This is a genomic window from Brevibacillus porteri, from assembly GCF_003013475.1.
Lineage (GTDB): Bacteria > Bacillota > Bacilli > Brevibacillales > Brevibacillaceae > Brevibacillus > Brevibacillus porteri.
This window is the reverse complement of the sequence record NZ_PXZO01000035.1, coordinates 1-23,825: the sequence shown is the minus strand read 5'-3', so window position 1 is coordinate 23,825 and position 23,825 is coordinate 1. Positions and strand designations below refer to the sequence as shown.

Annotated in this window: 24 protein-coding genes and 1 pseudogene; 12 read left to right on the top strand and 13 right to left on the bottom strand. The window is 45.7% G+C overall.

Features of this window, described 5'->3' with window-relative positions; all coding sequences use genetic code 11:
* Nucleotides 1–77 precede the first annotated feature (77 nt).
* The 3 genes from C7R92_RS18055 (at nt 78) to C7R92_RS18045 (ending at nt 1,868) form a co-directional block, all read left to right on the top strand.
* Entirely contained in the window at nt 78–470 is a 393-nt protein-coding gene (locus C7R92_RS18055; protein ID WP_106835208.1) for a DUF1259 domain-containing protein, read from the top strand.
* 149 nt (nt 471–619) lie between these two features.
* Nucleotides 620–1,420 carry a TatD family hydrolase gene (locus C7R92_RS18050; RefSeq protein WP_106835207.1) on the top strand — a complete coding sequence of 267 codons (801 nt, stop codon included), beginning with the start codon at nt 620–622 and terminating at the stop codon, nt 1,418–1,420.
* A 190-nt stretch (nt 1,421–1,610) separates the two neighbouring features.
* Nucleotides 1,611–1,868 carry a hypothetical protein gene (locus tag C7R92_RS18045; protein ID WP_106835206.1) on the top strand — a complete coding sequence of 86 codons (258 nt, stop codon included), beginning with the start codon at nt 1,611–1,613 and terminating at the stop codon, nt 1,866–1,868.
* 143 nt (nt 1,869–2,011) lie between these two features.
* Here the strand turns inward: C7R92_RS18045 and C7R92_RS18040 are convergent, their stop codons facing one another.
* Nucleotides 2,012–2,890, bottom strand: coding sequence for a LysR family transcriptional regulator (locus tag C7R92_RS18040; protein ID WP_106835205.1), 879 nt, complete (start codon nt 2,888–2,890; stop codon nt 2,012–2,014).
* A 97-nt stretch (nt 2,891–2,987) separates the two neighbouring features.
* Here C7R92_RS18040 and C7R92_RS18035 point away from each other — a divergent pair, with 97 nt between their 5' ends.
* The 4 genes and pseudogenes from C7R92_RS18035 (at nt 2,988) to C7R92_RS18020 (ending at nt 6,133) form a co-directional block, all read left to right on the top strand.
* Nucleotides 2,988–4,139: an MFS transporter gene (locus C7R92_RS18035; RefSeq protein WP_106835204.1), complete on the top strand. Its 1,152-nt coding sequence runs from the start codon at nt 2,988–2,990 to the stop codon at nt 4,137–4,139.
* A 144-nt stretch (nt 4,140–4,283) separates the two neighbouring features.
* Nucleotides 4,284–4,478 (top strand): annotated as a pseudogene (locus tag C7R92_RS18030) (ATP-binding protein); the annotation flags it as partial.
* 52 nt (nt 4,479–4,530) lie between these two features.
* Nucleotides 4,531–5,061, top strand: coding sequence for an RNA polymerase sigma factor (locus C7R92_RS18025; protein ID WP_069846736.1), 531 nt, complete (start codon nt 4,531–4,533; stop codon nt 5,059–5,061).
* Nucleotides 5,048–6,133 (top strand): hypothetical protein, encoded by a 1,086-nt coding sequence (locus C7R92_RS18020; RefSeq protein WP_106835203.1) that lies wholly within the window; start codon nt 5,048–5,050, stop codon nt 6,131–6,133. Before C7R92_RS18025 ends, C7R92_RS18020 begins: the two co-directional genes overlap by 14 nt.
* Nucleotides 6,134–6,223: 90 nt before the next feature.
* Here C7R92_RS18020 and C7R92_RS18015 read toward each other — a convergent pair whose 3' ends face one another.
* Together C7R92_RS18015 and C7R92_RS18010 are read right to left on the bottom strand one after the other, a co-directional pair.
* Complete coding sequence (locus C7R92_RS18015; protein ID WP_017250084.1) at nt 6,224–6,967, bottom strand: suppressor of fused domain protein; 744 nt, start codon at nt 6,965–6,967, stop codon at nt 6,224–6,226.
* Nucleotides 6,968–7,130: 163 nt separating this feature from the next.
* Nucleotides 7,131–8,057 carry a GNAT family N-acetyltransferase gene (locus tag C7R92_RS18010; protein WP_106835202.1) on the bottom strand — a complete coding sequence of 309 codons (927 nt, stop codon included), beginning with the start codon at nt 8,055–8,057 and terminating at the stop codon, nt 7,131–7,133.
* A gap of 310 nt (nt 8,058–8,367) precedes the next feature.
* Here C7R92_RS18010 and C7R92_RS18005 point away from each other — a divergent pair, with 310 nt between their 5' ends.
* Both C7R92_RS18005 and C7R92_RS18000 read left to right on the top strand, forming a co-directional pair.
* A complete protein-coding gene (locus C7R92_RS18005; protein ID WP_106835201.1) occupies nt 8,368–9,159 on the top strand; it encodes an aminoglycoside adenylyltransferase domain-containing protein in 792 nt (263 codons plus the stop codon).
* Between the two features lie 126 nt (nt 9,160–9,285).
* On the top strand, nt 9,286–9,849 hold the full coding sequence (locus tag C7R92_RS18000) for a GNAT family N-acetyltransferase (RefSeq protein ID WP_244195772.1): 564 nt from the start codon (nt 9,286–9,288) through the stop codon (nt 9,847–9,849).
* Between the two features lie 40 nt (nt 9,850–9,889).
* On the opposite strand, the gene C7R92_RS17995 is transcribed toward C7R92_RS18000, so the two are convergent.
* On the bottom strand, nt 9,890–10,846 hold the full coding sequence (locus tag C7R92_RS17995; RefSeq protein ID WP_106835199.1) for a helix-turn-helix transcriptional regulator: 957 nt from the start codon (nt 10,844–10,846) through the stop codon (nt 9,890–9,892).
* Nucleotides 10,847–10,961: 115 nt separating this feature from the next.
* Here C7R92_RS17995 and C7R92_RS17990 point away from each other — a divergent pair, with 115 nt between their 5' ends.
* Nucleotides 10,962–11,906, top strand: coding sequence for a Gfo/Idh/MocA family protein (locus C7R92_RS17990; protein ID WP_106835198.1), 945 nt, complete (start codon nt 10,962–10,964; stop codon nt 11,904–11,906).
* Nucleotides 11,907–11,958: 52 nt separating this feature from the next.
* Here the strand turns inward: C7R92_RS17990 and C7R92_RS17985 are convergent, their stop codons facing one another.
* The 3 genes from C7R92_RS17985 to C7R92_RS17975 are packed head-to-tail and all read right to left on the bottom strand — an operon-like array spanning nt 11,959 to nt 15,583.
* The gene (locus C7R92_RS17985) at nt 11,959–13,521 is read right to left on the bottom strand and encodes a YcdB/YcdC domain-containing protein (RefSeq protein ID WP_106835197.1); all 1,563 of its coding nucleotides are present in this window, start codon (nt 13,519–13,521) and stop codon (nt 11,959–11,961) included.
* Nucleotides 13,505–14,044, bottom strand: a complete 540-nt coding sequence (locus C7R92_RS17980) for an RNA polymerase sigma factor (RefSeq protein WP_106835196.1) — start codon at nt 14,042–14,044, stop codon at nt 13,505–13,507. Before C7R92_RS17980 ends, C7R92_RS17985 begins: the two co-directional genes overlap by 17 nt.
* Nucleotides 14,045–14,059: 15 nt before the next feature.
* Complete coding sequence (locus tag C7R92_RS17975; protein WP_106835195.1) at nt 14,060–15,583, bottom strand: YcdB/YcdC domain-containing protein; 1,524 nt, start codon at nt 15,581–15,583, stop codon at nt 14,060–14,062.
* A 415-nt stretch (nt 15,584–15,998) separates the two neighbouring features.
* On the opposite strand from C7R92_RS17975, the gene C7R92_RS17970 reads away from it, so the two are divergent.
* Complete coding sequence (locus C7R92_RS17970; protein ID WP_106835194.1) at nt 15,999–16,331, top strand: hypothetical protein; 333 nt, start codon at nt 15,999–16,001, stop codon at nt 16,329–16,331.
* A gap of 290 nt (nt 16,332–16,621) precedes the next feature.
* Here C7R92_RS17970 and C7R92_RS17965 read toward each other — a convergent pair whose 3' ends face one another.
* The 6 genes from C7R92_RS17965 to C7R92_RS17940 form a co-directional block, all read right to left on the bottom strand.
* On the bottom strand, nt 16,622–17,347 hold the full coding sequence (locus C7R92_RS17965) for a DsbA family oxidoreductase (RefSeq protein ID WP_007725408.1): 726 nt from the start codon (nt 17,345–17,347) through the stop codon (nt 16,622–16,624).
* Between the two features lie 135 nt (nt 17,348–17,482).
* The gene (locus C7R92_RS17960; RefSeq protein ID WP_106835193.1) at nt 17,483–18,124 is read right to left on the bottom strand and encodes an ABC transporter ATP-binding protein; all 642 of its coding nucleotides are present in this window, start codon (nt 18,122–18,124) and stop codon (nt 17,483–17,485) included.
* Nucleotides 18,121–19,776: an ABC transporter permease gene (locus C7R92_RS17955; RefSeq protein ID WP_167403222.1), complete on the bottom strand. Its 1,656-nt coding sequence runs from the start codon at nt 19,774–19,776 to the stop codon at nt 18,121–18,123. The genes C7R92_RS17960 and C7R92_RS17955 overlap by 4 nt, the downstream gene beginning before the upstream one ends.
* 2 nt (nt 19,777–19,778) lie before the next feature.
* Nucleotides 19,779–20,867: a Fe(3+) ABC transporter substrate-binding protein gene (locus C7R92_RS17950; RefSeq protein ID WP_106835191.1), complete on the bottom strand. Its 1,089-nt coding sequence runs from the start codon at nt 20,865–20,867 to the stop codon at nt 19,779–19,781.
* Between the two features lie 150 nt (nt 20,868–21,017).
* Nucleotides 21,018–22,427 (bottom strand): sensor histidine kinase, encoded by a 1,410-nt coding sequence (locus C7R92_RS17945; protein WP_106835190.1) that lies wholly within the window; start codon nt 22,425–22,427, stop codon nt 21,018–21,020.
* Nucleotides 22,424–23,101 carry a response regulator transcription factor gene (locus C7R92_RS17940; RefSeq protein ID WP_106835189.1) on the bottom strand — a complete coding sequence of 226 codons (678 nt, stop codon included), beginning with the start codon at nt 23,099–23,101 and terminating at the stop codon, nt 22,424–22,426. The genes C7R92_RS17945 and C7R92_RS17940 overlap by 4 nt, the downstream gene beginning before the upstream one ends.
* Nucleotides 23,102–23,256: 155 nt before the next feature.
* On the opposite strand from C7R92_RS17940, the gene C7R92_RS17935 reads away from it, so the two are divergent.
* Nucleotides 23,257–23,793 carry a superoxide dismutase family protein gene (locus C7R92_RS17935; RefSeq protein ID WP_017250070.1) on the top strand — a complete coding sequence of 179 codons (537 nt, stop codon included), beginning with the start codon at nt 23,257–23,259 and terminating at the stop codon, nt 23,791–23,793.
* The last annotated feature ends 32 nt before the right edge of the window (nt 23,794–23,825 follow it).

The window sequence follows — 23,825 nt, the reverse complement described above, 5'->3', positions numbered from 1 at the left end:
AGCAGAATAGGCCATCATCCGTTTCCATCCCTTACATGTCTACATAGGATAAACAAAAACCTGGGAGGAAACGAGGAATGCCCAAAAAAGTCTCGCTTTGTGAGCAGTTCTCCAGAATGATCAGGGGGCAATCTGGCTTTGCTGGTGGAAAATGCGTCGCGACCATCAATCGAAATCAAATAAAAGCGACCATTTTGGGGAAAAGATTTCGTGTGACGTCTTCTTTTTCATTCGAATCCTTCAATCAAAAAACGGGCAAAGCCCTCTGTTTAGGCAGAGCGGCATTCCTACAGAAAGAGGTCAATCCGTTCATTGCAGCCATTCGGAATCAAGGCATAAAAGTCTCGTCTATCCATAATGAATGGTTATTCGATCGTCCCCGCTTGATATATGTAAATGTTGAAGCAGTTGACAAACCTCTTGCTTTCGCAAGAAAAGTAAGGCGAGCATTAGATGCCATTCCTTCATGAGAATAGAAAAAAGCGAGTCCTCTCTGTCACCGCAGGGAGGATTTTTTCATCTATAGAACATAACAACTCGATCCGCTATAATGAAAAACAACCAAAAATAGGAATGATAGTGAAAATTAGTTCTTACTCACACCTCTTACTAGGAAGGATTGATTCTCTTGAATACACAGATCATCGATATAGGCGTAAACCTGATGCACCGCTCCTTTCAGCAAGATCGCGATGAGGTCGTTGCCAGAGCAGAGAAACAAGGAATTTACCCATTAATTTTGACAGGGACAAGCTTGAGAAACAGTATGGATGCCTCCCGATATGCGAGTCGCTCCAAAGGAAAGCTGTACGCTACAGCAGGCATTCATCCTCACGATGCAAAGAGCTGTGATGAATCGACGATCAAAAAATTAAGAGAACTAGCATCTCTTCCCCATGTGGTAGCGATTGGAGAGTGCGGGTTAGATTATAACCGTGACTTCTCCCCACGTGATATTCAAAGAAAGTGGTTCATTGAACAAATTTCCCTGGCCACAGAGCTTCAACTGCCGTTGTTTTTGCATGAACGCGATGCTCATCTTGATTTTGTCTCGATTCTGAAAGGGCATCGTCAAAAGATCAATCGTGCGGTTGTGCACTGTTTTACTGGAACCTCCAAGGAATTGGATACTTATTTAGAAATGGACTTTCATATCGGGATTACGGGATGGATTTGTGATGAAAGACGTGGGAAACATCTTCGGGAGCTTGTCAAAAAGATTCCCTTGAATCGCTTGATGATTGAAACGGATGCGCCATTTTTAACCCCTCGTGATTTGAAAGAAAAGCCTGTGGATGGTCGGAATGAGCCAATGTATTTGAGACATATCTTACACGCGGTCGCACAATGTATGGGGTTGAGCCCTGAGGAAGTGGCCAGCGCTACTACCAAGACTGCGCAAGAATTTTTTAACGTATAGGCAGTTTTCGCAAGAGGGACTCGTGCCCTCAAAATGTGGATCAAGAACAATCAACTGGTCCCACAAGGCTGGGTCATTACCGACAGTACTAGTACTCAATTCGAAATTACATGCGTGATTGGAGCTACGTACAGATCGACACTCTGGATCAAGTACAACCAACGGATTCCCGATGGATGGGCTGTTATAGATGGAAAGTGGTACTTCTCTGCAAATTATTTATACACAAGGCGCAGGTTACAGAGATAAACTGTGGATGCGGAACAATCAAATCGTGCCGCAAGGATGGGTCATTACAGATAGTACGACGGATAAATTTGAAATTACGAGTATTCAAAGAGCTCCAAAGGGAGCGAAACTATGGATCAGGTATAATCAACAGATTCCAGCAGGCTGGGTTGTTACCGATCGCTTTAACACGCAAATTCAAATCACTTTTATAGGCTAGAGAGATTGCGTAAATCCCTAGCAAAAACAAAACTAGAAGTCATTAAGTAGACTTATGCTCAAGTAACCGCCAGAGTTGGAATCTCAATGGGCGGTTACTTATTTTCTTCGGGATGAAAAGAGTTTCCACTCCCCCTGCTGAGCCTATGCTTCGTCCCCAAAAACACTCTTGGCCACTGCAAGAAACGCTTTTACGGCAGGCGAAGCATCAGAAATGGAATGGCAGGCTAACGCTACATTTCTCCAGTTCGATACATTCAGATTCCCAACTCGAATATTTGGCTGTGATTTGAGAAATAATTCAGGGCCGATCGTGACCCCGAGTCCTTCTTTTACCATGTTCGCGATGGTGTTACAATCGTGTACTTCAAAACGTACACACGGCTTAAGCTTCGCTTCCTGAAAAATCTCATTCACATGGGATTGATACATTCCAGTTGGCATAATAAAAGCTTCTTCCTTTAAATCCTGAATTGAAATGTTCTCTTGTCCGTTAAATTTATGATGGACAGAAAAGGCTACAACCATTTTATCCTTCTTAATTGGAATCATTTCAAACTCGGCTTGAGAATTGTGCTCCACAACAAATCCAATGTCGACTACTCCTGTTTTTAGCCACTCCGTAATTTCCTCATAGGTACCTTCATAAAACTTAAACTCTATTTTGGGATGCCTCTTCTGAAATTTTGAAAGAATTTTTGGCAATAGACAAGCGGAAGCGCTGGCGAACGTACCGATACGTATCGTTCCTACTTCAATTTTTGATGCTAAAGCTACCTCTTGATTGATCTTTTCCATTCTATTCAAAATCTCTCGCATATGAGGCAAAGCCATCTGTCCTATTTCTGTAAGAAGGACTCCTTTTTTTCTGTCCCGAATGAACAATGAAACGCCCCATTCTGACTCCAGACTTGCGATAGCATGACTTACGGCTGATTGGGTCATATTCAACTGGTCGGCGGCTCTCGTAAAACTTCCAAGCTCCACGATTTTCGTAAAAACCTCGAAACGAGCAATTGTCATGAGTTTTTACTCATCTCCCAAATGAAAAATATCAATTTTACTCATGTTATCATGCGTTTTAGAATGAGGGCAAGATGATGAAAAAGGAGAAGAGAGTATGAATCGCATAGCCATATATTTACTAGCTCTTGGGGCATTTGTAACTGGAACCGCAGAATTTGTTGTATCCGGCATTTTGGAACTCATCTCGACTGATTTGAATGTGTCGATATCTATGGCAGGGCAATTAGTCACCGTCTTTTCCTTATCGTATGCTTTTGGGGCACTTGTACTAGTCATGCTGACTGCAAGATTTGAAAGAAAAAAAGTATTGCTCTATTCTATGATTATTTTTATTGCGGGAAATATCCTTGCCCTTTTCAGTTTTCATTTTCATGTTCTCATGCTTTCACGTATTGTCCTTGCTATGAGTGGTGGGCTATATATCGTTGTCGCAACCCATTTCGCAGCCAAGCTTGCCCAACCTGAAAAACGAGGAAATGCAATCGCAACCGTAATTACAGGATTTTCTGTTTCTTTAGTGTTGGGTGTCCCCATTGGAACGTTAATAGCAGCATATATGGACTGGCGCTTTGTCTACCTGATTATCGCTGTCGTCACACTCGTCAATCTTATGCTGTTAAACAAATTTATTCCCAAAGCACACGCTGACAATCCAATTCCTTTCAAGCAGCAATTGCTTTTTCTCCAAGATAAGCAAGTAATCAGCGGGTTACTCACCACCGTATTTTGGATTCTTGGATACACCATGGTTTTTACTTATATTGCTCCGTTTTTAAGCACCTCGGCTGGTTTTTCGATAGAAATGATTAGCTCTGCCCTTTTGGTGCTAGGTGTATTTGCTTTCATCGGCTCTCGCTTTGGTGGGTATGCAGTGGATAAGTGGGGACCTGTCCGAACAATTTCCATTAGTTTAATCGTCCATTCAGTAGCGTTATTCGCATTAACGGCAACGGCAGCTTCGACAATAGGTGCTTTTCTTACCATTATGATTTGGGGGGCCGCTGCATGGACAACAACTCCCGCAAACCAGTCTTATTTGATTTCTTTAAAACCACAATCCTCAGAAATTGTCCTGAGCTTCCATACTGCATTAATGAATATTGGCATGACATTGGGAGCAGGTTTAGGTGGAGTGGTGATCAAGTACGCAGCCATTCAAAATTTAGGCTGGCTAGGGGGATTAATTGTGTTGTTGGCGCTATTCTTTTCCTCCTATTCGTTCAGAATAAAAAAATCTGATATGTAAGCTTGAACAAAGAAGCGTTCGTATGGAACAATTGATGCTTGGCGTCAAACAAGTGCTAACTATCCTGGCAGCCGAGAAGGACGCTCAGATTACATGGGAATATCGCATGAATACGTTGCATGAAAGGCATGTAGTGCTGGTGGACATATCAAGGTGGTCACTGAGCTGGAGAATGAACATAAGGTGATCGCAGTCGAGGATAACGGCAAAGGCATGTCCGCAGAGCATCTCCTCCACATTACAGATGCGTTTTACCGGGAAAAAGGACAACAACCAAATGGATATTTCGCAAAGACATCTGATGGATCAACTCGGGTGTCTACTTTTTTGGGAAAGTGAAAGATTGTCAGCAGCTTTTCCGTCTATACAGTGACAAGGAGGTGTAACACCAGTGGAGGATCATAGTGGCGCACGAATCGAGCAATGGTTTCACTCATACAGCCAGGATGTATATCGATTTCTCGTCTATTACACGGGACGAACCGATATCGACGATCTTGTTCAAGAGACCTTTATTCGTGCCCTGAAAGCCATACACGACACAGAGGTTGAGAATCCCAAAACGTGGCTGTTTGCCATAGCACGAAACGTAGCCATCGATGAAAGGCGCAAGACAAAACTGATTAGCTGGTTGCCAGATATCTTCTTGCAGCATCTCGTTTCGCACGACAAAACACCGGAAGAGTCGCTGGAGTTAAGTGAAAACAAGCGTCTGCTTTATGAAATGATCAATCAGTTAAAGTCTTCTTATCGGGACGTGTTGATACTCAGAGGGATCAAGGGATTATCGAGCAAGGAGACTGCGGAGGTTTTGGGATGGACGGAAGCCAAGGTCAATCTCACAATGCATCGAGCGATAAAGTCGATTCAAAACAAACGAAATGTTTCGATTGCGGAGGTGATGAACGATGCCGTCACGTGATGAACAGATTGTTCTGGAAGAATTGAATCAATTCCCGGAGCAACTCCTTTCACGGGAACGAAGCCAAGCAATATTAGAGGGTGTGCGAAAAGAAGGAGGTAGACTTCAAAAAGTGAACAAACGAAGAGTGTACTACGGATGGATGGCAAAAGGATTGATCACCTGCGGCTTGTTGCTCGGTTTTTTCTGGATGAAACCATTTTCTGACCCGGTTGAATCAACCAGCGGTGCAGCTTTAACTCCCGAAGAGCAAAAGTATTTTGCGGCTGCCCAGCAGGCAATCACTACGGCGAGCGGCATTGAGAAGAATTTTACTTTTGCAGAGATCGAGAAAAACGAGGAGTCCTTTGTTGTACTGACAAAGGATGAAGAAGCCTGGGTATATTTTAAGGCCGATACGACAGAGGTGATTGCCGTCAAAGCAACTTTTGCCATCCATGAATTGACGGAACCTTATCAAAAATATGTAGAGACTGCACGTGAAGCCTATAGGGTTACGAAACAACCGGTTAACTTCGAAACAACAGAATTTTATAAAAGAAAAGACATAGCTATTCTAAGCTTTGACTTGGATCAAGATCAGGATGTTGATGTTGATTTATCTACAAACAAAGTCATTGATTATACCTTGAATTACAACCCTAAGGATGCAGATCAAAAGTCTCTGGACATCGCGCAAAAAGCTTTGACGCGCTTCACCAATAAAAATGATCTCTCCTTCACCCTAGCCGTAAAATCATCAGATGAGAAAGAGGATAGGTGGACGTTTCACAACGAGCAAGAAAGATATGAGGTGGAAGTCGGAGCAAAAACAGGCCAAGTATATGATGTGCGGCATGTAACGGAACACAAGCATATTATCATCAAATCAATCGATGAAGCGATTCCCGTCACGAAGCCGCTTATTCAAGATATTTTTGGCATAGACACTACTGGGTACAAGGCTTATGGCGGCAAGGATTGGGGCGGCTATATATTGAGAAGTGACACTCCTGGGAAACCACGTTTATCCATAAAGCTTTTTGATAGGGATGTTGGAACGATTTATGGGATCGGTATAGAAAGAGACTGACTTTGAGTTCGGAGGTCACAACAAAGGAGCAACGGGTTCTATATCGTATATGGAACCCGTTTTGTTACACGCTCATGCTTTCATATATTTTTACTTGCACGTATTTCTTCTATTCGGATTCAAAATTAGCGCATCATCTTCCAGCTCAAACAATTTATCCAACAGCGCATCCAAGCCATGCTCCAATTTATATTCCATCTCTTCTTTATACAAAGGAATCAAGAAATAGGCATGAACCTTGTTCCCATCCTTGGTGGGAATGACGCTGATCTCTTCGGATAGCTGAAACAGAACGACTCCATTTAAGCCAGTGCCATCCGCATACGGTACATAGTCCTCATAATTCGGTATCGTATGTCCGTATCCCAACCACGTATTGTACTGGTGAGGAAAACGAGCCATTTGCTTCATCAGCCTGATCGGCCAGTAGTTGTTTTCATCCTGTAGCGATTCTTGTGTCAGCTCCCAGGAAGCCGGCAAAAATATCATCACTTCTGCTCGATCGAAATTCTCTTCCATCTGCTCCTGTATTTCATCCGGGATCGTCATCGGTAAATCACTCATCCCAGTCGTATACAGAACCCAAAATGGTTCTTCTTCTGTAGGACTCATTACATTCACATCAATATGTATCATATCGGAAATAATTTCGTGAAAAACACTGCTTTCTCTTCCCGCAAATACCGTCTCAAAGTGGGCAACAATTTCTTCTACATATTCCATGGGAGCTGGAGGTTCATAATCAGCTTGTTCGTTATATGTGTAAATCGCAGTGCCGTCCCCTGACTTTTCTCCGTTGTTCGTACCGCCGAATAGCTTCTTGAAAAAATTCATCGCAAATCCTCACCTTCTCATATTTAGACGCTGGGTCCTCTCTATTGTATCGGCAAGAGATACACCCAACATTTACCTTATCTTTGTAATTCTTGCAAGAGAATTTCGAATCAACTTGCACAAAAAAGAGGGGCGCCACTCTAGCGCTCCTCCCATGTCCTTCTTATTTCAGCACAATATAGTACCTGATCTCCTCTTTATCTACCTCGAATCCAACCGATTTGTATAGAGACAAAGCAGATTCATTCGTCGTTTCCACCATGAGATACGCGGATTTCAGCTCATGCGATTTTAGATATCCCAATGCTTGTGTCAGTAAAAACTTCGCAAGCCCACGCTTTCTCCAAGGTTCCTGTACGAAAACATCCTCGACTACTCCTTCGTTTTCCTCCAGCCATGCCATCAAGCTGGCAGCAATCGTGTCGTTTTGACGAATCACCATGGATGTCCAGAGCGCCTTGTTCTTGTATTCAGAAAGTCTTTCAAACCCTAAAGGAGCGTCCGGCCAAATCGTGGCTTCCAGATCCAAGTAATCTTTTTCATCCTGTGCGCTCTCCATTTTCCAATACGAAAAGTGAAAGTTTTCATCCAGCGTTAACGCGGGGATAGGTTCTAGTAAATCACGCTTCATCTGAAACAAGCTATTCCAATGGGTATAGCCCTTTTGGATAAAAAAGCGGTTGTTTTCTAGTTCGGATGAATCGTTACCGACACACAGCATCGTTTGGTATTCACTTGGCAACGTTTCTTTTACTTGCAAGGCTCTTAGAAATAGGTGCTGATAAACGTTTTCTAGCAAATCGAAGTCATTGTCTCTTTCCGGTAGCGTCTTCAGATTCAGGTAGATCGAATGCTTATTTGCTGCTGAACGTCCAGGAGGGATAATCGTAATAATACTGACTTGACCCTTCGCCACCATCTTTCCATTTTCAAATGCACAATAGACATTACTCCAGTTTGCTTCTTCACCGACCCACCAAAACGTGGCGTTTTCTTTTGAGGTAACGGCTTGATATAGCTCGCCAAGTAACGAGAAGTCTTCCTTTTGAAAATTCCGAATAATCATGTCAGTTGATAATTGACTCACAATAATACCCCTTTCATCCTCGGGGAATATCGCTGGTTTGCGGGCTACTTACGCGAGTTCCCCATCAAAAATTTGCCCTTTGTTAGCATGTACCCAATCACAATAAACGCCTCCTTTAACAATTGTTACCATCCGAATTATCATACCGTGTCCCTTCTTGGCTATCAAACCATTTTTCTATCAGGTAAAAATTCATCTTGCGAGAAAATTAAAAACCAAGTAAACTTTATCTCATTTACTGGTGGTATGAAAATTATGGAAGTGATCAATTTCACAGGCGACTTCGAAAAAATTGGGGAGAAGGAGTTTCCTTATGGACACGAGAATCCCAGAAAGTGTTAGACCTTTCTTACACGACTATACGCAACGACTCATGGCAGAACTGCCTGATGTCATCTGCGGTGTCTATTTGTATGGCTCGATTGCTCTGTCAGGCTTCGAGGAAGATAACAGCGATATTGATTTTGTAACACTTTTGCATAGAGGGTTAACGAATGCAGAAATCGAAACGCTCAAGAACATTCATTATGCTCTCCAAAACGCCAACCCACTCGCTAAAAGAATGGACGGCATGTATATCAAGCTGGATGACATCGGAAAAACCAATCCATCCTTGGAGCCTTATCCTTACGTTGACAATGGGACATTCAAATCATCCGGCCACTATGATGTTAATCATGTGACGTGGTGGATCCTCAAGCAACAGGGCATTACCGTTATGGGGAAAAGTATTGAAGCATTACACATCCCTACCCAGTGGTTTGATGTCGGGGAAACGATGAAATACAATGTCCATGATTATTGGTCACCGAAAGGAAAAAGCATGCGGAAATTCTTGCTCGATGGATGGGTAGACTTCGCCGTTTTCACCTTATGTCGAATCTATTACGCGCTCATCCATGAGGACATTATTCCGAAGAGAAAAGCCGTAGAACATGCTCTGCAAGAACTCCCAAATGAATGGCATCTTTTACTGAAAGAATCCTTGCGAATACGCTACCAACCGAACGAACCATCTTTATTTTCGAACAGAATCAAGCGAGCAAAGGAAACCCAGCGCTTTATACACTATATCTGCGAGCTGTCGCCTAGTAAGATGGAATAACACCCCACAAAGCATGGCGCACAGATCATCCCAAGACTCCACCTTGAACCAAAGAAAGCGTACAGCGAGCCGAAGCTCTCCGGCAAAGCCGCTTTGCGTAAAGAAGGAGATTTGCTTGTGAAGATCATGGAGCATTTGCACCTTGAGCATTTTAGACAGATGGAACAACTCGAGCTTCAATACTATGATGCTGAATTTATTACACCTTATGAAGAGAGCTACAATTGGTATTTGTTTCGTCCCGATTCGGTCGTTGCGATCGAAGAGAATGGGCGCATCATCGCTTTTATGAACCTACTTCCCGTCAAGCCGCATATCTACCTGCAAATTGCGCAAGGGACGTTTAAAGACAGCCTGATGACGACAGCGGATATCGAAGATTTAACTACTTCTCCCGAGCAAGTCTATTATTTTCTGTCCTGTGTCGTTGTCGATCAATCTTATCGGAAAAGCCCTGCCTTGCGCATGATGCTGCATCATTATCTCGATGTACTGGCTCATGTCGAACAGAGTGGCTGCCGCATCCAATCGATCATCATGGACAATATCACAGAAGCTGGCAATCGGTTCGCTCAGCGCCTTTGCATGAAGCATGTCTGTATAAGCGACCACGACTCCCATATACATGCCTCGGACTATGAAGGCTTCAAACAGCATGTGCATGCGAGTTATCCCATGATTTCCCGCTAAAGGCTTCGCATCGACTTGGTGCGAAGCCTTTTGGCGTATGCTACTTATAGAGTGCCATCCTTTCTCGCAGCCTCTCTTTTGCAAAAGCTCTTAATTCCGCTGGCTCCACTACCTCCATATGTCCGATCATATCCAAAATATCGCGACATGCTCTTTCATAACTGTACAAATTAACCGTCAATTGCTCGTAATCTCCCTGCTGCACAGCGGAAATCACCTCCAGCCTCTCTCGCATGGCCAGATTTTCAGCATGCAATCTGATCACTACAGGAAAATATTCGACTTCACGACAAGCCTGCTTGAACGCCGCCTCCTGATTCGTCCAATAACCTGCCAACGAAAAGCTCTCCGGAATCTCGCATGCCTCCTCCAGTATATGAACAGAAGGAATCCGCTCGCACTTGAATGTTCGAATCTCCTGGGCGTTTTCACAGTAAGCAACGAGATACCACTCCGTTTTTTTCACGACGAGACCGTAGGGACATACGGTACGTGACGAGCTGCTCCCATCCCTTTTGCGGTAGGCAATGACGACTTTGCTTGATCGCCAAACCGCTGCCCGCAAAACCTCCAGATGCGGTATGACTACTCTCTCTTCCCACCACGGCGTCTCATCGAAATAGAAACGCTTCTTCGCTTTCTCGATATCCGGCCGATAAGTCTGCGGCAATGTCTTTTCCAATTTGAGCAAAGCAGACGTTAATTTGTGTCCAGTCTCGGTATCCTGTCCAACATGAATCCCCATCCCGGTCAAATACAAGTGCACAACATCATCGGCGTACAGCTGTTTCAGATTGACCGTATATCCTTCCATCAAATAAATTCCACCGCTAGGTCCCGAAGTTGCCGCGAACGGAATCCCTGCCTGGGACAGTGCGTCAATATCCCGATAAATCGAGCGAACAGACGTCTCCAGTGCTATAGCGAGTTCTTTTGCTTTCATTTTTCCTCTTGATTCGATCAGCAGCAAGATCGCAATCAATCGATGCAGTCTCATCCCCAACCTCCATGACAAAGCAACAACTCTATTTTTCAACGCAGTCAAATTGATGACACAATGCTGTCAACAATACAAAGATATCATAGAGCTATCATTATGGGAGGGATCCAAGATGAACATTGCGGTATTAGGAACCGGCTTTGGTGCGTATCATGCGCATCTACTGAAAAAAATGAATGGTGTAGATAGATTAGTAGTTTTCGGTCGGAATGAATCGAAGCTGCAAAAGTTGAAGGAAGAGCTGCATGTGGAAATTACGAAGCATATGGACGAGATCATGTGCGATCCTACGATCGATGTCGTGGATATATGCTTGCCTTCGCAGCTGCATCGGCCATTCGCAGTAGAAGCTCTCGAAAACGGAAAGCATGTATTCTGCGAAACACCGGTTTGCTATACGCTAGACGATGCACAAGCCATGAAACACGCAAGGGAACGATCGGGGAAAAAGCTATTGGTGAATCAGTTTATCAAATTTGACCCGGCTTACGCCTACCTTCGCAGCGCTCAGACAGAAAACAAGTACGGACAGCTCCTCTCCCTCTCGCTCAAAAGAGAAACAGCTCCTTTATGGGGGGATCTAGGCTTGTCCTCCATTACAACCAATCTGATGATCCACGAGCTGGACTTCGTCACGTGGCTGTTCGGCCGCAATGCCAGTATGAGCGCATGGGGGACAGAATCATCGGATAAAAAACAGTCCATCGTCCACTCGCACTTTCATTACCCTGATGCGCATGCTGAAATAGTCGCCTCCTCGCAGATGCCGACCTCGTATCCATTCACTGTCGGCTACGAGGCGTACTTTGAGAAGGCAAAGCTCGTCTTTCAGGAAGCTGACAGCCAAGGTCAGACGGGAACTTTTTTATGGGAATACACGTCCTCAGGCAAGAATGAGCTCGTTCTAAAACCTGTCAATCCGTATGAAGAGAGCTTGCGTCATGCCATTCAATGCTTTGCGGACCATACACAATCGATTATCGATGTTGATCATGCAGTTGTGTCTCTGGAAATCGCGCTTGCTTTACAAAAACAGCTTGTACTCCACCGCCAGTAAAGAAGCAAAACCTCCATGAATCGTCTTTTCATGGAGGTTCGTTGCGTGCTCTTTAGTTGATGACCTTGCCTTTCGTGGCTTCTATTGCCCATGGCTGTTCTGAATCCCGGCGGATTTGGTAAGCAAGTACTGGCTCCGTTCCTTTTTCCGCTGGCAAGTACACGAGTTCCAGTGGAGCATGCTGCACAAATAGATCAAGTGCCTCTTCCTTGGAGAGCGTTTTTGCTGTCTGATCCGTCTGTATCCAAGATAAATCCGAAAAATTACCCGTAAGCTCGGTAACAAGCCCGCTAGCCAGCTCGACCGACACTTGATAAGGATGATCCATGACGGGAATCCCGTTGACCTTCGGCGCAAAGGTAAACTGAATGGTGCTAGGTGATTCTTGCGACGCTTCCAATGATAATTCACGAACATCGGTGGAGAGGAATTTCTCCAGGTGGGCTATCGCGAGCGCTTTTGCCTGTTCGTAGGTCGCTTCTCGTTCGTTCTTACGTCCATCTGCAGCCATCTGCGAGAACCCGAGGAATGCTCCGTCATCTGTCGTCTCAACGGAAACGCCGTTGCCCTGCCCATCATTCCAAGAATATGAAATACCATACGGATTTACACCGATGAATGCTTTTTGTTCCACCTTTATGCTCAACTTGCGCTCAAGCAGATCTGCCACCTCATCAGATGTTTTCAGCACGGGTGGTTTTCCTTGTCCCGAAACAGCAACGGACTTTTTCTCTGCTCTCTCTTGACCGATCAGCTTACCTGTTTTCGCATCCACATAAACATCTGATGCTACTACGTATTGAAACCCTGGTTGTTTCTTCCCTGCATAAACGAGTCGAAGCGCACTACCCATTTGCTGGGCTGCCTTCACTTTGTCGATCGTCCCGTCACGATTGGTAGGGTGCGACGCTACTCCACTATCTTCGAGATCAGGGTAAAGAAGCAAGGTCATTTCGCCTGTTTTTGGGGAGATACGGACCATCGCGCTATTCTCCTGAAGAGGAACGCCATTGATGATTTTGCGAAAAGCCACTTCTCCTTGTGCCAAATTCGAGTGAACATGATCCACTTCAAACTGCTTGCTCTGTTCTCCTAGCTTCTTTTGCAAATAGGCCTCTGCCTGTACCTCCACTGGTGATTTCTCACGTGTTGTTGTGGGTCGGCTCATATCTAATGGGTTCGTTGTGGCCTCTGGTGCTAATGTCTGCGGCTGTGGAACATCACGAGTAACTGCTTGGTTTTGAACGATTTTATTGTCTGCTTTTGCGGTATCCTCCTGCCCCTGCTGTGGCTTAGTCTTGTTTTCAACTGACGGAGAAGGCGTAGCATTCGGTGGTGTAGCTGTTATGACGGCAGGAGTTGAGATGGTTGTTTCCGTATTAACAGATGGCTTCAGCGGTGAATCATAGCTCAGCCAAATACCCATGAATACCGCTGCTGCAAGGGAACCTGCTCCGGCGACAACTCGCTTGATCTTCGCTGCCTGCTGCATGCGATACGCCTCACGAATGAGCCTTTCCTTGCCCATCTGCTTCCACACTTGACGAGGTGGGATGCTCTCCTGCCTGACTTGCTTCAGTAATTCGATCACGTGGTTTTCATCTGGCAAACTCATTGGCAATCCTCTCCTCGCAAGCGTTGCCGAGTATTTTCTGCAACGCCTTTAGTCCCCTGTGACAGTCCACTCTCACTTTTGTCTCCGGAATCTCCAAAATCTCGGCTGTTTCCTTGACGCTGTACTCCTTTATGTATCGCAAAATCACAATGATCCGTTGATCTGGCTTCAGCTTTTGCAGCGCACGCTGAATACTGTGCATTTCTTCCTTTGTCTCCAGCTCTGTTTCTGGCAGGCCCTCCGTAGACTTCATGAGGGCCAACCAGTTGTCTGAGAACAGTCGTTGCCACTTTTGCTTGCGGTAATGATCAATTGCGACATGCTTGGCGATGGAAAACAACCATGTCTTCATCGCTACCCGTCCGTCATACCGCGGCAGTATTTTTAAGAGTCGTGAAAACACTTCCTGCACCATGTCTTCTGCATCTTCTTGTCTGCCCGTAAAGTAGAGCAAAAAATAGTAGATGTCATCATAGTGGGTCTCGTAAATAACCCCTATTCGTTCTGCCAAATCGGGAGACAACAGGCTCCCCCCTTTCTATTCAGTTGCTTCCTCTTCTCCATAGGTGTAGAACTCGCCAGTCAGGGCATCCATTTCTTCTAAAGGAACCAGTGGAGACATATATACAAGCTCGGCAGCATTTTTATTTTCCTCATCCAAGGAGTAATACAGCTTCATGGGATATTTTTTGAGAAACTTCTTGGCTGCTTCCTCTTGTGTCATGGCGTTCTTGATATCCGGCAGCTTGATCGTGTGAGAAACTCGCCAGTCTAGTAAAGTGGATTTTCCCGTGGAGGCATCTACGTGAGCCTGTCGAAGCATACCATCTACCGGATACCCTTGATGAAGCATGGTAAAGTCAAACTTGTACAAATTTTGATTGGGGTCATATTGATCAGATATGATTACCATTTCTTTATCGGTGAGAGGAAGGAACTCTGATATGGCTTCCACGGCAGCTTTTAGCGCCTGTTCTTCGCTCAGCTTTTTATCTGCTTCACTTTTCCGCTTTCTATCCAATACTTGATAATTCGTGACCTTTCCAGTCTTGGTTTCGAAAAAGATATTGGCAATGACCTCGTCCTCGGTCATCCACAAGTAATTGCTAATTCCAGTTTTCGGATCGCTCTCTTCCTGAAAAGTCGCGCGCCCTTTTGTGGGATTGTACCCTGTCTTAGCTGTCAAAAAAGCTGCTGCCTCTTCTTTTGACTTGATGATCGTTTGCTTTGCTTTTGGTTGAAACTGGATGATTTTGTTGTTCTGTTTGGCTGGCAGTTCGGCTCCGATGCTTGCATTGATTTCGAGAGAAGGCGTGTACAAGAACCTGTAGCTTTGTCCATCCGCACTTTGTCCGTAATAAGGCGTCATAGCATGAGCAAACATCGCTTCTACCTTTTCTTTTGCATGCACCTTATTTGGATCAGCGAATTGAATTTTGCTGATGTCCTGTTCCAATTCCACTGGCTCTACATACCCATCGCCTCTGGCCAGATGCCCAATCTGCCCTTCACTATTGATGGCGAAATTCAGTGTGTCATTGCGGAACGGAATTCCATCTACCATTTTGCGAAACTTAATCGAAGAGTTTCGTTCGGACGCTTCCTCGTCCAACTGATAGCCCGCCATGTCCTCTCCATACCATTGCTTCATGAACTCCGTTGCCTTTTTCTTCGCATCATCTAGGGGATAGGTGGAAGAGAAGTCTCCTTTACCTGTGATATGACTAAAAAATTTGACTTCACCTGTGTTTTGGTCGACATGTATTCGAACATAAGGAGCTTTCTTTTCCTTCGTTTGATACTTTTTGACTTCAACCCGGGATGTCTCTGCGTTCATCTCAAATTCGGTGATCGGATAGTCCTTTAGATAAGGTACAACTTGAACGAGTCTCTCTACAGACTTTTCTATTTTCTTGAACAGCTTCTCATCGATTACACTATCGCCTTTGCTCTCCGCCTGAACCGTTACGCTCAATTCTGTTGCCGCCATAGCACTGATTGGTGCCGTTACAGCCAGACTCGCTGTCATGAGTACAAATACACTTTTCGTCCATTTATTCATGGTTCGTTCATTCCTCACTCTTTTTGGATAGTGGGCTGGGGCCCCAGCCGTTTTTCGCTCTGTCCATTATTCGAATGAGTTCCCTTTTTGTTTCAGGGGTTAAGAAAATTTTCCCATAAAAAAACGACTCCCCTAAAAGGAATCGGCTGTATGCGGCCTGTATTTGAACAAAAAACGAAACCAGATGTCACTAATATGCTTGAATAATCACCGAAAATAGACGGTAACGAGTTGTTAGGGCCCACCAAAGAAATGGAGCTGATGGTGAGATCTGAAAGAGGTATTATAATAATCCGCATAATACCATATCATAAATAACATGGAAATAGGCGTGTTATGCCGACAACTTTGGGCAGCCAGGGCATATGATGACCAGTAGAAACAAGGCACAGGACTACTACGGGAGGTAACTAACATGAACCTGACATTAAATCGACTCAGTCTGACGAATGTGGATGACTCTGCTGGTGGGTGGCAATATGAAGGTGGTAAAGTGTTTGATGGAAATAACCATGTAGCTAATTACGCGAGTACGAAGCGCACCGTGCATCAGGGAACTGAAGCGCAGAATACGGCAATGCTCACATTAACACTTTTCTTTTATGGTCTCGAGAATATTACTCTCCAAGGAAGTCATGACTTCAGCTCTGGCAAGCAAATTGGAAGCGTTAGCGCTGCTTCATCCCTATTTGCTTCTAATATTGGTAAACAGTTCACAGTATTAGGAACTAATCTCGTTATTCAGTGATTTCAGGCGATCGAAAATTTGTAGGGTGCTCAAAAAAACTGTCTGAGCGATGCTCCGTCCTACACCGCTGTTGAACTGGATGAGGGTAGTAACTGATAAAACGCGAAAAACAAACACTAAGACATATTCTAAAAAATTCAAAAAGACGAATCTCCTGTGCTATCGCGAGGATAATCGTCCTTTTTTCGTTAATTCTGCTATCGTATCCAATCCCTCCCTCTATAGCAACTTTTCATGAGAAAAGCCGATCCCCCTTCATTTCAGGAGTATCGGCTTTTGAGATCTGTCGCTTATATTTTGCAGGAGCCATCCGCGCAATTGTCGCCGGATTGCTCGTCTTTTTTCTCGTCGTTCTGTACGAATTTCAGCGCAGGAGCGGCGCTTTCTTCTTCCCATACCTGGTTCAATGCACCTAAAAAGACTTCTCCTGGCTGCGCGCCAGAGACTGCATATTTGTTATTAATGACAAAGAACGGTACACCTGTGACACCCAAATCGTTGCCTCTTTGTTTGTCCTCTTGTACTTGCTCTCTGTATTCGTCTCCTGCCAGCATGGCGAGCGTCGCTTCCTTGTCCAAGCCTACCTCAGAAGCAAGCTGTGCCAGCACCTCATGGTCACCAAGATGGAGCGATTCCGTAAAGTACGCCTTCAGCATTCGCTCCTTCATTTCCTTCATTTTTCCATGGGCATGAGCAAAGTGCGTCAAGCGATGCGCATCGAATGTATTGGTCGGAATCATCGTGTCAAAATGATAGTCGAGACCGACGCCTTTTGCCATCTGGGTTACTTGGTCATTCATGCCCTTCGCCTGTGCGAGCGGAATGCTATACTTGGCTGCCAGTACTTCATGCATGTCCATATCGGTATCGCGTTCCATCTGCGGGTCGAGCTGGAAGCTGCGATATACGACCTCTACTTGATCCTTATGCGGAAATTGAGACAGCGCTCCTTCCAGACGGCGCTTTCCGATATAGCAAAACGGGCAGGCAAAATCAGACCAGATTTCAATTTTCATGTTCCATCCTCCTCTATTTGAACGGTGCTGACCAAAAGACAGCAGACCGCACACTACAAAATTCGTCGTATGCACATTATACAACAACGTACGGTACGACTATGCACTTTGGAGGCTGAAAGCTGCACTTTGCCCTTAGCGAGTCATTCGAATGATGCGATTACATATTGTTTCCGCATCTGCTTTGTCATGCGTGACCAGGATCGACGTCATCTTGGCAGCTCGGAGCATTCGCTTCAAGTCATCGCGTATTTTCGTTTTCAGCTCGGCATCCAGATTACTGAACGGCTCATCCATCAACAAGATAGCCGGTCTAGGTGCCAGTGCACGCGCAAATGCGACACGCTGCTGCTGTCCCCCGCTCAGTTCATGTGGATATCGCTTGCCATATCCTTCGAGCTGTACGAGCGCCAACATCTCTTTCAAACGAACCAGACGCTCTGCTATGGATAAGCGATGCAGACCGAACAAGATGTTTTGCTCGACAGTTAAATGAGGAAACAGCGCATAATCCTGAAAAATCATACCGATCCCGCGTTGCTCTGGCTCCACAAACTGCCCCTGATCGACCAACACTTTCCCATCGATCTGGATGCGTCCGCTCTTGGGCGACTCCAGTCCGGCTATCAATCGAAGCAATGTACTTTTTCCGCAACCGCTATTCCCGAGCAGCCCGACAACTTCCCCCTGCTCCATCTGCAAAGAAAAATCCCGGATGACGCTGCCGTTCCCGCTTGCATAACCAAACGTCAGGTTTTTCACTTCAAAAAAAGTCATTTTGCCTTTCTCTCTCCTAACCAGTGATAGAAAATAACGGAGACGATCCCCACCGCAATAATACAGAGCGACGGAATCGCGGCCTGATGAATTTGTTCATCGCTTGCATATTGATACGCCTTTGTTGCCAGCGTCTCGAAGTTATAGGGACGAAGGAGCAAGGTAAGCGGCAATTCCTTCACAATTTCCATGAACACCAAGATAAAACCAGTGAGCACAGCCCCTCTGATTAATGGTAAATCCACCTTAAAAAAAGTCCGTGTCATGCTCATCCCGAGCATACGTGCCGCTTCTGAATAGCGGTTTCCCGTCTTCTCAAATCCTGCCTCGACTGCATTGAATCCAACTGCAAGAAAGCGGATGATGTAGGCAAACGTCAGCATGAACAAGGACATGCTGAGTACCAGCTTGTTGGCGCCCAAGCCCAGCCAGCTATAGAAGGAACTCAGTTCTTTATCTACGGACATCACCACCGCCATCACACCGATGGACAAGACTGCGCCCGGAATAGAATAGCCCATGGAAATCAAGCGCGTCAGTGCCACTGCGAATATCGAGCCTCGGGAGAATCGGATGACATTCGCTACGATTACCGCAAGCAGCATCAAGATGGTGATGGAGATACTGGAAATGAACAACGTATTGCTCAAGAGCTTCCAGAAGGTCTCATTCAACACTTCCCCATACGTCCACGTCGCCCAGACACTCAACTGCACAACAGGGATTACAAACGAAAACGAAACAATAACCAATCCGAAGATGACGGTAGCATACATCGGGATTCCGCGCAATTTTCTGCGTGTGAGCGGCGTGCTCCTGTTCGTAGGCGAGCTGTATTTTTTCCGTTTACGCACGAGACGTTCGACGATAAAGATCCCGATGATCAACGTCATGAGCCAGGCGGACAAACGGATGGCCGATTCTACGTCATACATGCCAAACCACGTCTTGAAAATCGCCGCTGTAAAAGACTGAATCCCAAAATGCTTCGTCACACCAAAATCATTGAGCACTTCAAAGGCCACAAGACTGGCCCCACCGACGATGGCTGCCTGCGACATAGGCAGGACGATGCGAAAAAAGATATGCGTTTGGTTTTTTCCGAGCAATCTGGCATTTTCAATGAACACAGCACTCTGCTTTTCGAGAAAGGTTTTCGTAATCAAATAAACGTACGGGAACAAAAACAGAGTAAAAATAAAAATAGCGCCCTTCATCGACATAATGTCAAAGTAGCGTTGATCGAGCGTCAGCCCGAATGTATCACGCAAAATCGTCTGAATGCTCCCCGTGTAGCTGAGCATGGAGCCGTATGTGTATGCCGCGATATACGGAGGAATCGCCAGCGGCAGTACAAAAGCAAATGAAAAAAAGCGACGCAATGGAAAATCGTAGGCAGCGACCAGCCAGGCTAGCGTCACACCTACGATGATCGTACAGGCTCCGGTACCGAGCACGAGCCATAACGATTGCAGCGCGTAATCCAGCAGCATGTACTCTTGGATATGCTGCCAGTTTTCATTCTGTTTTTGAAAGAGTCCGAAAAAAATATAAAGAGACGGGAGAAGGGCCAAAAAGGCCCCTACCACGCTCAGCGTTACCCACCCGTTCAGTTTTCGTCTCAGGCTTCTACGCAAAAGTGCTCCCGTCATGCTTATTTCCAACCTGCTTGATTCAGCAGTTCTACCGCTTTTTTGTTATACTCGCCGAGCTTAGCAAAGTCGAGCTTTTGCGTTTTAAATTCTCCCCACTCTTTCAAAAGAGCAGGCTTGTCAGCCTCTGCATTGACAGGGAACTCGTAGCTTCCGTTTGTCAGCATCGTTTGAGCCTCTTTCCCTGTAACGAACTCAATCAATTTCACGGCATTGTCCTTGTTTTTCGCGTGCTTGGTCAAACCAATACCGCTGATGTTCAAGTGTGTGCCTGTCGTTTCTTGGTTCGGGAAGAAAACGCCGATGTTTTGCGCGACTTTTACTTCTTCTGCATCTTTTGAGTTCAGCATTTGTCCAACATAGTAGGTGTTCATGATCGCAACGTCACCGACTTTGGCAACGACAGCTTTTGCCTGATCACGGTCTCCACCTTCAGGCTTGCGCGCGAAATTGTTTACAAGACCCTTTGCCCAATCCAATGCAGCCTGCTCGCCATTCAGCTCAATAAAAGAAGCAACGAGTGACTGGTTGTACAGGTTGGAAGAAGAGCGTACCAATACTTTGCCTTTCCATTTATCTGTAGCCAAATCTTCATACGTAGACAGCTGCTCTGGCTTCACGCGATCCTTCGCATACACGATTACACGTGCACGGGTAGCCATACCGATCCATTGGTTGTCAGGATCACGCAGTTCTTTCGGTACGTTTTTCTCTACTTTGGCAGATTGAATCGGTTGCAGAACGCCATTTTGCTTCGCGTAGTTCAGAACACCACCGTCAACCGTGATGAACAAATCTGCTTCGGAGCTCTCTCCTTCACGCTTCAAGCGCTCAACCAGCTCTTCTGCTGTACCCTTCACTTCATTTACCTTGATGCCTGTTTGCTTCGTGAATTCTGCGAACAGTTTGCTATCAATATCGTAATGGCGCGCAGTAAATACGTTAACGACTTGCTCTGTGGCAGCCGGTTCCTGTGCCTTTGGTGCTTCTGTTTGTGGCTGGGCAGTATTCGCACCGTTTCCGCATGCAGCAAGCAAAGGCAGCGTCAGCATTGTACTCAGCATGACCGCCAGCATCGATTTTTTTCTCATTTTGATTCTCCCTCTCTATCGCACTGATTATTGATAATGAATATCATTGCCAATTGACAAGGCTTATTGTAACGAACAAAAATGAGAAAATGCTGTGAAAATAAAAAAACATCCCTAATTATTTTTCGTGATAGGTGGATCAGGTGAAACTCACTGACGAAGCGGTACAAAAACAGTCACAGTCGTTCCTTTCTGTTCCACACTTTGAATCGTTATGCTGCCGTTGTAACGCGCAAGCAATCGTTTGGCAATCGCCAGTCCGAGTCCGAGTCCGTGTCCGCTTTCCCCGCTATTTCTCGCTTTGTCTACCCGATACAATCGGTCCAAGACATACGGCAAATCCTGCTCGGGTATGCCGATTCCTTCATCTATGATTTCCATACAGACTACATTTTCTTGCACCTTGGCCCTCACGCAGATTCTTCTGCTCTCCCCGGAATACTTGACCGCATTATCCAAAAGGATCAGTAACACTTGCTCCAGGTGTTCTTCTGATATGGCAAGGATTTCTCCAGCCAAAGGCGCAAGTTCTTGCTCGATCGTAAATGTCGGCTGAATCATGGCGAATTTCTTGATCATGTGACAGATAGCCCGATCCGGATCACGGAGCGCGACATCCTCTTCTATCTCCACATGCTCCGCTCTAGTCAAAGCGAGCAGTTCCTGCACCAGTCCTTTTAGTCTGGCGAGCTCTTGAATCGATGTCTGCAAGGATTCCTCCAAAACAGCTGGATCATTTTTGCCCCAGCGCCGTAGCATTCCCAGATGCCCTTCGATAATCGCAATCGGCGTGCGCAGCTCATGTGAGGCATCTTCGACGAATTGTCTCTGCTGCAAAAAGGACCGCTCTACCTGATCCATCATTTTATTGAACATTTTCATCAAGGTCGCAATCTCATCCTGATTATCGTGAAACTGCACACGTTCATGGAATCCTTTTTGCCGGACGTTGCTCATCGTTTCATTCATCGATTGCAGGGGCCTAAGCAACTGTCGCGCGAGCAATCTGCCCCCCAAACCACTGATGATCACAGCGGTCAAGCACCCAATTGCCATGACCTGAAAAAGCGCACCACTCAACTGCTCAAACTCTTTCATATTCTTCAGAATCATGACGGTCCCGTTAAATTGAAAGATCGTAAGCGGACTGCTCATGATCAACAGGTCATCACGGACTTCTTGGGTCTGGGTGCGAATCGACTGAACAGGCGGAAGCGCTGGCAGTGGGATATCTTGAAAGTTTTCCGAGACCACGACAATCGGATTACCCTCTTCGTCCAGAATGCGAATCATCTGGTTTCGTTGATTGATTTTCTCCAGGAAGCTGCGCAACTCTGCGAGGTCCTCTCCCTCAAAAGATTGCTCTTTTTCCAGCGCGTAGTTCAGGAACTCTCGCATCGTCTGTTGCACAACCTGCTGCTCATTATTAAACATCCACTTCTCTACAAAAAAATATTGGAAGCTATTATAGCCAATGAATACGAGAAAAAGCAGAAGTGACGACCAGAGTGTCAGCTTCCATTTAATCGGGAGCTTTAAGAATCTCGATGGTCCTCTCATTTTCTCATTACGTAGCCAATCCCGCGTACAGTCGAGATATAGCTGTCCTCATTGGGAGAATCGATTTTATTGCGCAAATACCGAACGTACACATCGACAACATTGGTCTCGACAGCCGCCTCGAATCCCCATACGGTATCGAGTAGCACCTCGCGAGGCAGGACTCGATTGATGTTTTTCATGAACGTCACGAGCAAATCGTATTCTCTTTTGGTCAACTCAACAGGTTGATTATTTTTGGTGACGATACGCCCCTCCATTTGGACCACCAGCCCTCGGTGCGCAAGCAAGGTTTGGGGGACATTCTCCTTCTCTTCCTGACGGCGAAACACAACGCGTATGCGTGCCAACAACTCCTCGATCGCGAATGGTTTCGGAATATAATCATCGGCACCACTATCCAAGCCTGAGACACGGTCCGTAATACTGTCTCTGGCTGTCAGCATAATAATCGGCGTTTTTTTCACGCTGCGTATTTTTTGACAAACCGCAATACCATCGAGCCCCGGAAGCATGACGTCCAATAAGATGACATCCCATTCTTCCTGTAAAGCGAGCTCGAGTCCTTTATGTCCATCATGCGCTACTGTAATCGCAAACGATTCATAGCGCAGCTCCAGTTCAATAAATCGGGCCATATTGATCTCATCTTCTATCAGCAGCACTCTTTTCACGTTTTGCCCACCCTTTTGCCCATGCCGGGGAATTCCACCTGATTGTAGATGAAAATAATTATCAGCGTCAATGTTCTCCTACGCAGCCCAGTAACCATGTGCCCATCCCTTACATAAGATATGGCAAACTGGATAAATGTAAGGTGGTGTGTAACATGTACGGATATCAGCCTTATGAATACCCATATGAGCATGACTTACGAGCCGTATCCTCACAACATGGACGGAGAACAGGACAATCTTTTGCCGAAATTCAGGGTGGTCCACTGGCACCGAACCTGCACGGCTACGTTGTGTTTACCGATGTCCCCTACGGCACCGAAGTGTTCGTGGAAGTCAGCGGTCTTCCCAATTTCCAGCCTGCTTCCGGCAATCACCTGCAAATCGGGCCATTTGGTTTTCATTTACATGAGCATGGCGTCTGTACAGTAGGAAATCCGGAAGATCCCTTTACCGCAGCAGGCAGTCACTGGAACCCCACGCATCAGCCACATGGCAACCACGTAGGCGACTTCCCTGTGCTGTTTTCCAATGACGGCTATGCACGAATGACTTTTTTCACAAACAAAATCAGTGCAGCAGATGTGGTCGGCAGAAGCGTGATCATTCATCAAAGTCCCGATGACTTCCATTCGCAGCCGGCAGGAAATAGCGGAAAACGACTGGCATGTGGATTGATCTACGCTGGATAACGCTTTACTCGAACAATCGAGTAGGAGGGAGT

Bases quoted from the DNA above. Each gene is read 5' to 3' on its own strand.
- C7R92_RS17955 (WP_167403222.1), bottom strand. From the start codon at position 19,776: ATGACGGGAGCACTTTTGCGTAGAAGCCTGAGACGAAAACTGAACGGG.
- C7R92_RS17995 (WP_106835199.1), bottom strand. From the start codon at position 10,846: ATGAGACTGCATCGATTGATTGCGATCTTGCTGCTGATCGAATCAAGA.
- C7R92_RS18020 (WP_106835203.1), top strand. From the start codon at position 5,048: ATGCCGTCACGTGATGAACAGATTGTTCTGGAAGAATTGAATCAATTC.
- C7R92_RS18045 (WP_106835206.1), top strand. From the start codon at position 1,611: ATGGAAAGTGGTACTTCTCTGCAAATTATTTATACACAAGGCGCAGGT.
- C7R92_RS18035 (WP_106835204.1), top strand. From the start codon at position 2,988: ATGAATCGCATAGCCATATATTTACTAGCTCTTGGGGCATTTGTAACT.
- C7R92_RS17960 (WP_106835193.1), bottom strand. From the start codon at position 18,124: ATGACTTTTTTTGAAGTGAAAAACCTGACGTTTGGTTATGCAAGCGGG.
- C7R92_RS17975 (WP_106835195.1), bottom strand. From the start codon at position 15,583: ATGAATAAATGGACGAAAAGTGTATTTGTACTCATGACAGCGAGTCTG.
- C7R92_RS18040 (WP_106835205.1), bottom strand. From the start codon at position 2,890: ATGACAATTGCTCGTTTCGAGGTTTTTACGAAAATCGTGGAGCTTGGA.
- C7R92_RS17950 (WP_106835191.1), bottom strand. From the start codon at position 20,867: ATGAGAAAAAAATCGATGCTGGCGGTCATGCTGAGTACAATGCTGACG.
- C7R92_RS18015 (WP_017250084.1), bottom strand. From the start codon at position 6,967: ATGAATTTTTTCAAGAAGCTATTCGGCGGTACGAACAACGGAGAAAAG.
- C7R92_RS17945 (WP_106835190.1), bottom strand. From the start codon at position 22,427: ATGAGAGGACCATCGAGATTCTTAAAGCTCCCGATTAAATGGAAGCTG.
- C7R92_RS18000 (WP_244195772.1), top strand. From the start codon at position 9,286: ATGGAGCATTTGCACCTTGAGCATTTTAGACAGATGGAACAACTCGAG.
- C7R92_RS17970 (WP_106835194.1), top strand. From the start codon at position 15,999: ATGAACCTGACATTAAATCGACTCAGTCTGACGAATGTGGATGACTCT.
- C7R92_RS18005 (WP_106835201.1), top strand. From the start codon at position 8,368: ATGGACACGAGAATCCCAGAAAGTGTTAGACCTTTCTTACACGACTAT.
- C7R92_RS17935 (WP_017250070.1), top strand. From the start codon at position 23,257: ATGTACGGATATCAGCCTTATGAATACCCATATGAGCATGACTTACGA.
- C7R92_RS17985 (WP_106835197.1), bottom strand. From the start codon at position 13,521: ATGAGTTTGCCAGATGAAAACCACGTGATCGAATTACTGAAGCAAGTC.
- C7R92_RS17990 (WP_106835198.1), top strand. From the start codon at position 10,962: ATGAACATTGCGGTATTAGGAACCGGCTTTGGTGCGTATCATGCGCAT.
- C7R92_RS18055 (WP_106835208.1), top strand. From the start codon at position 78: ATGCCCAAAAAAGTCTCGCTTTGTGAGCAGTTCTCCAGAATGATCAGG.
- C7R92_RS17965 (WP_007725408.1), bottom strand. From the start codon at position 17,347: ATGAAAATTGAAATCTGGTCTGATTTTGCCTGCCCGTTTTGCTATATC.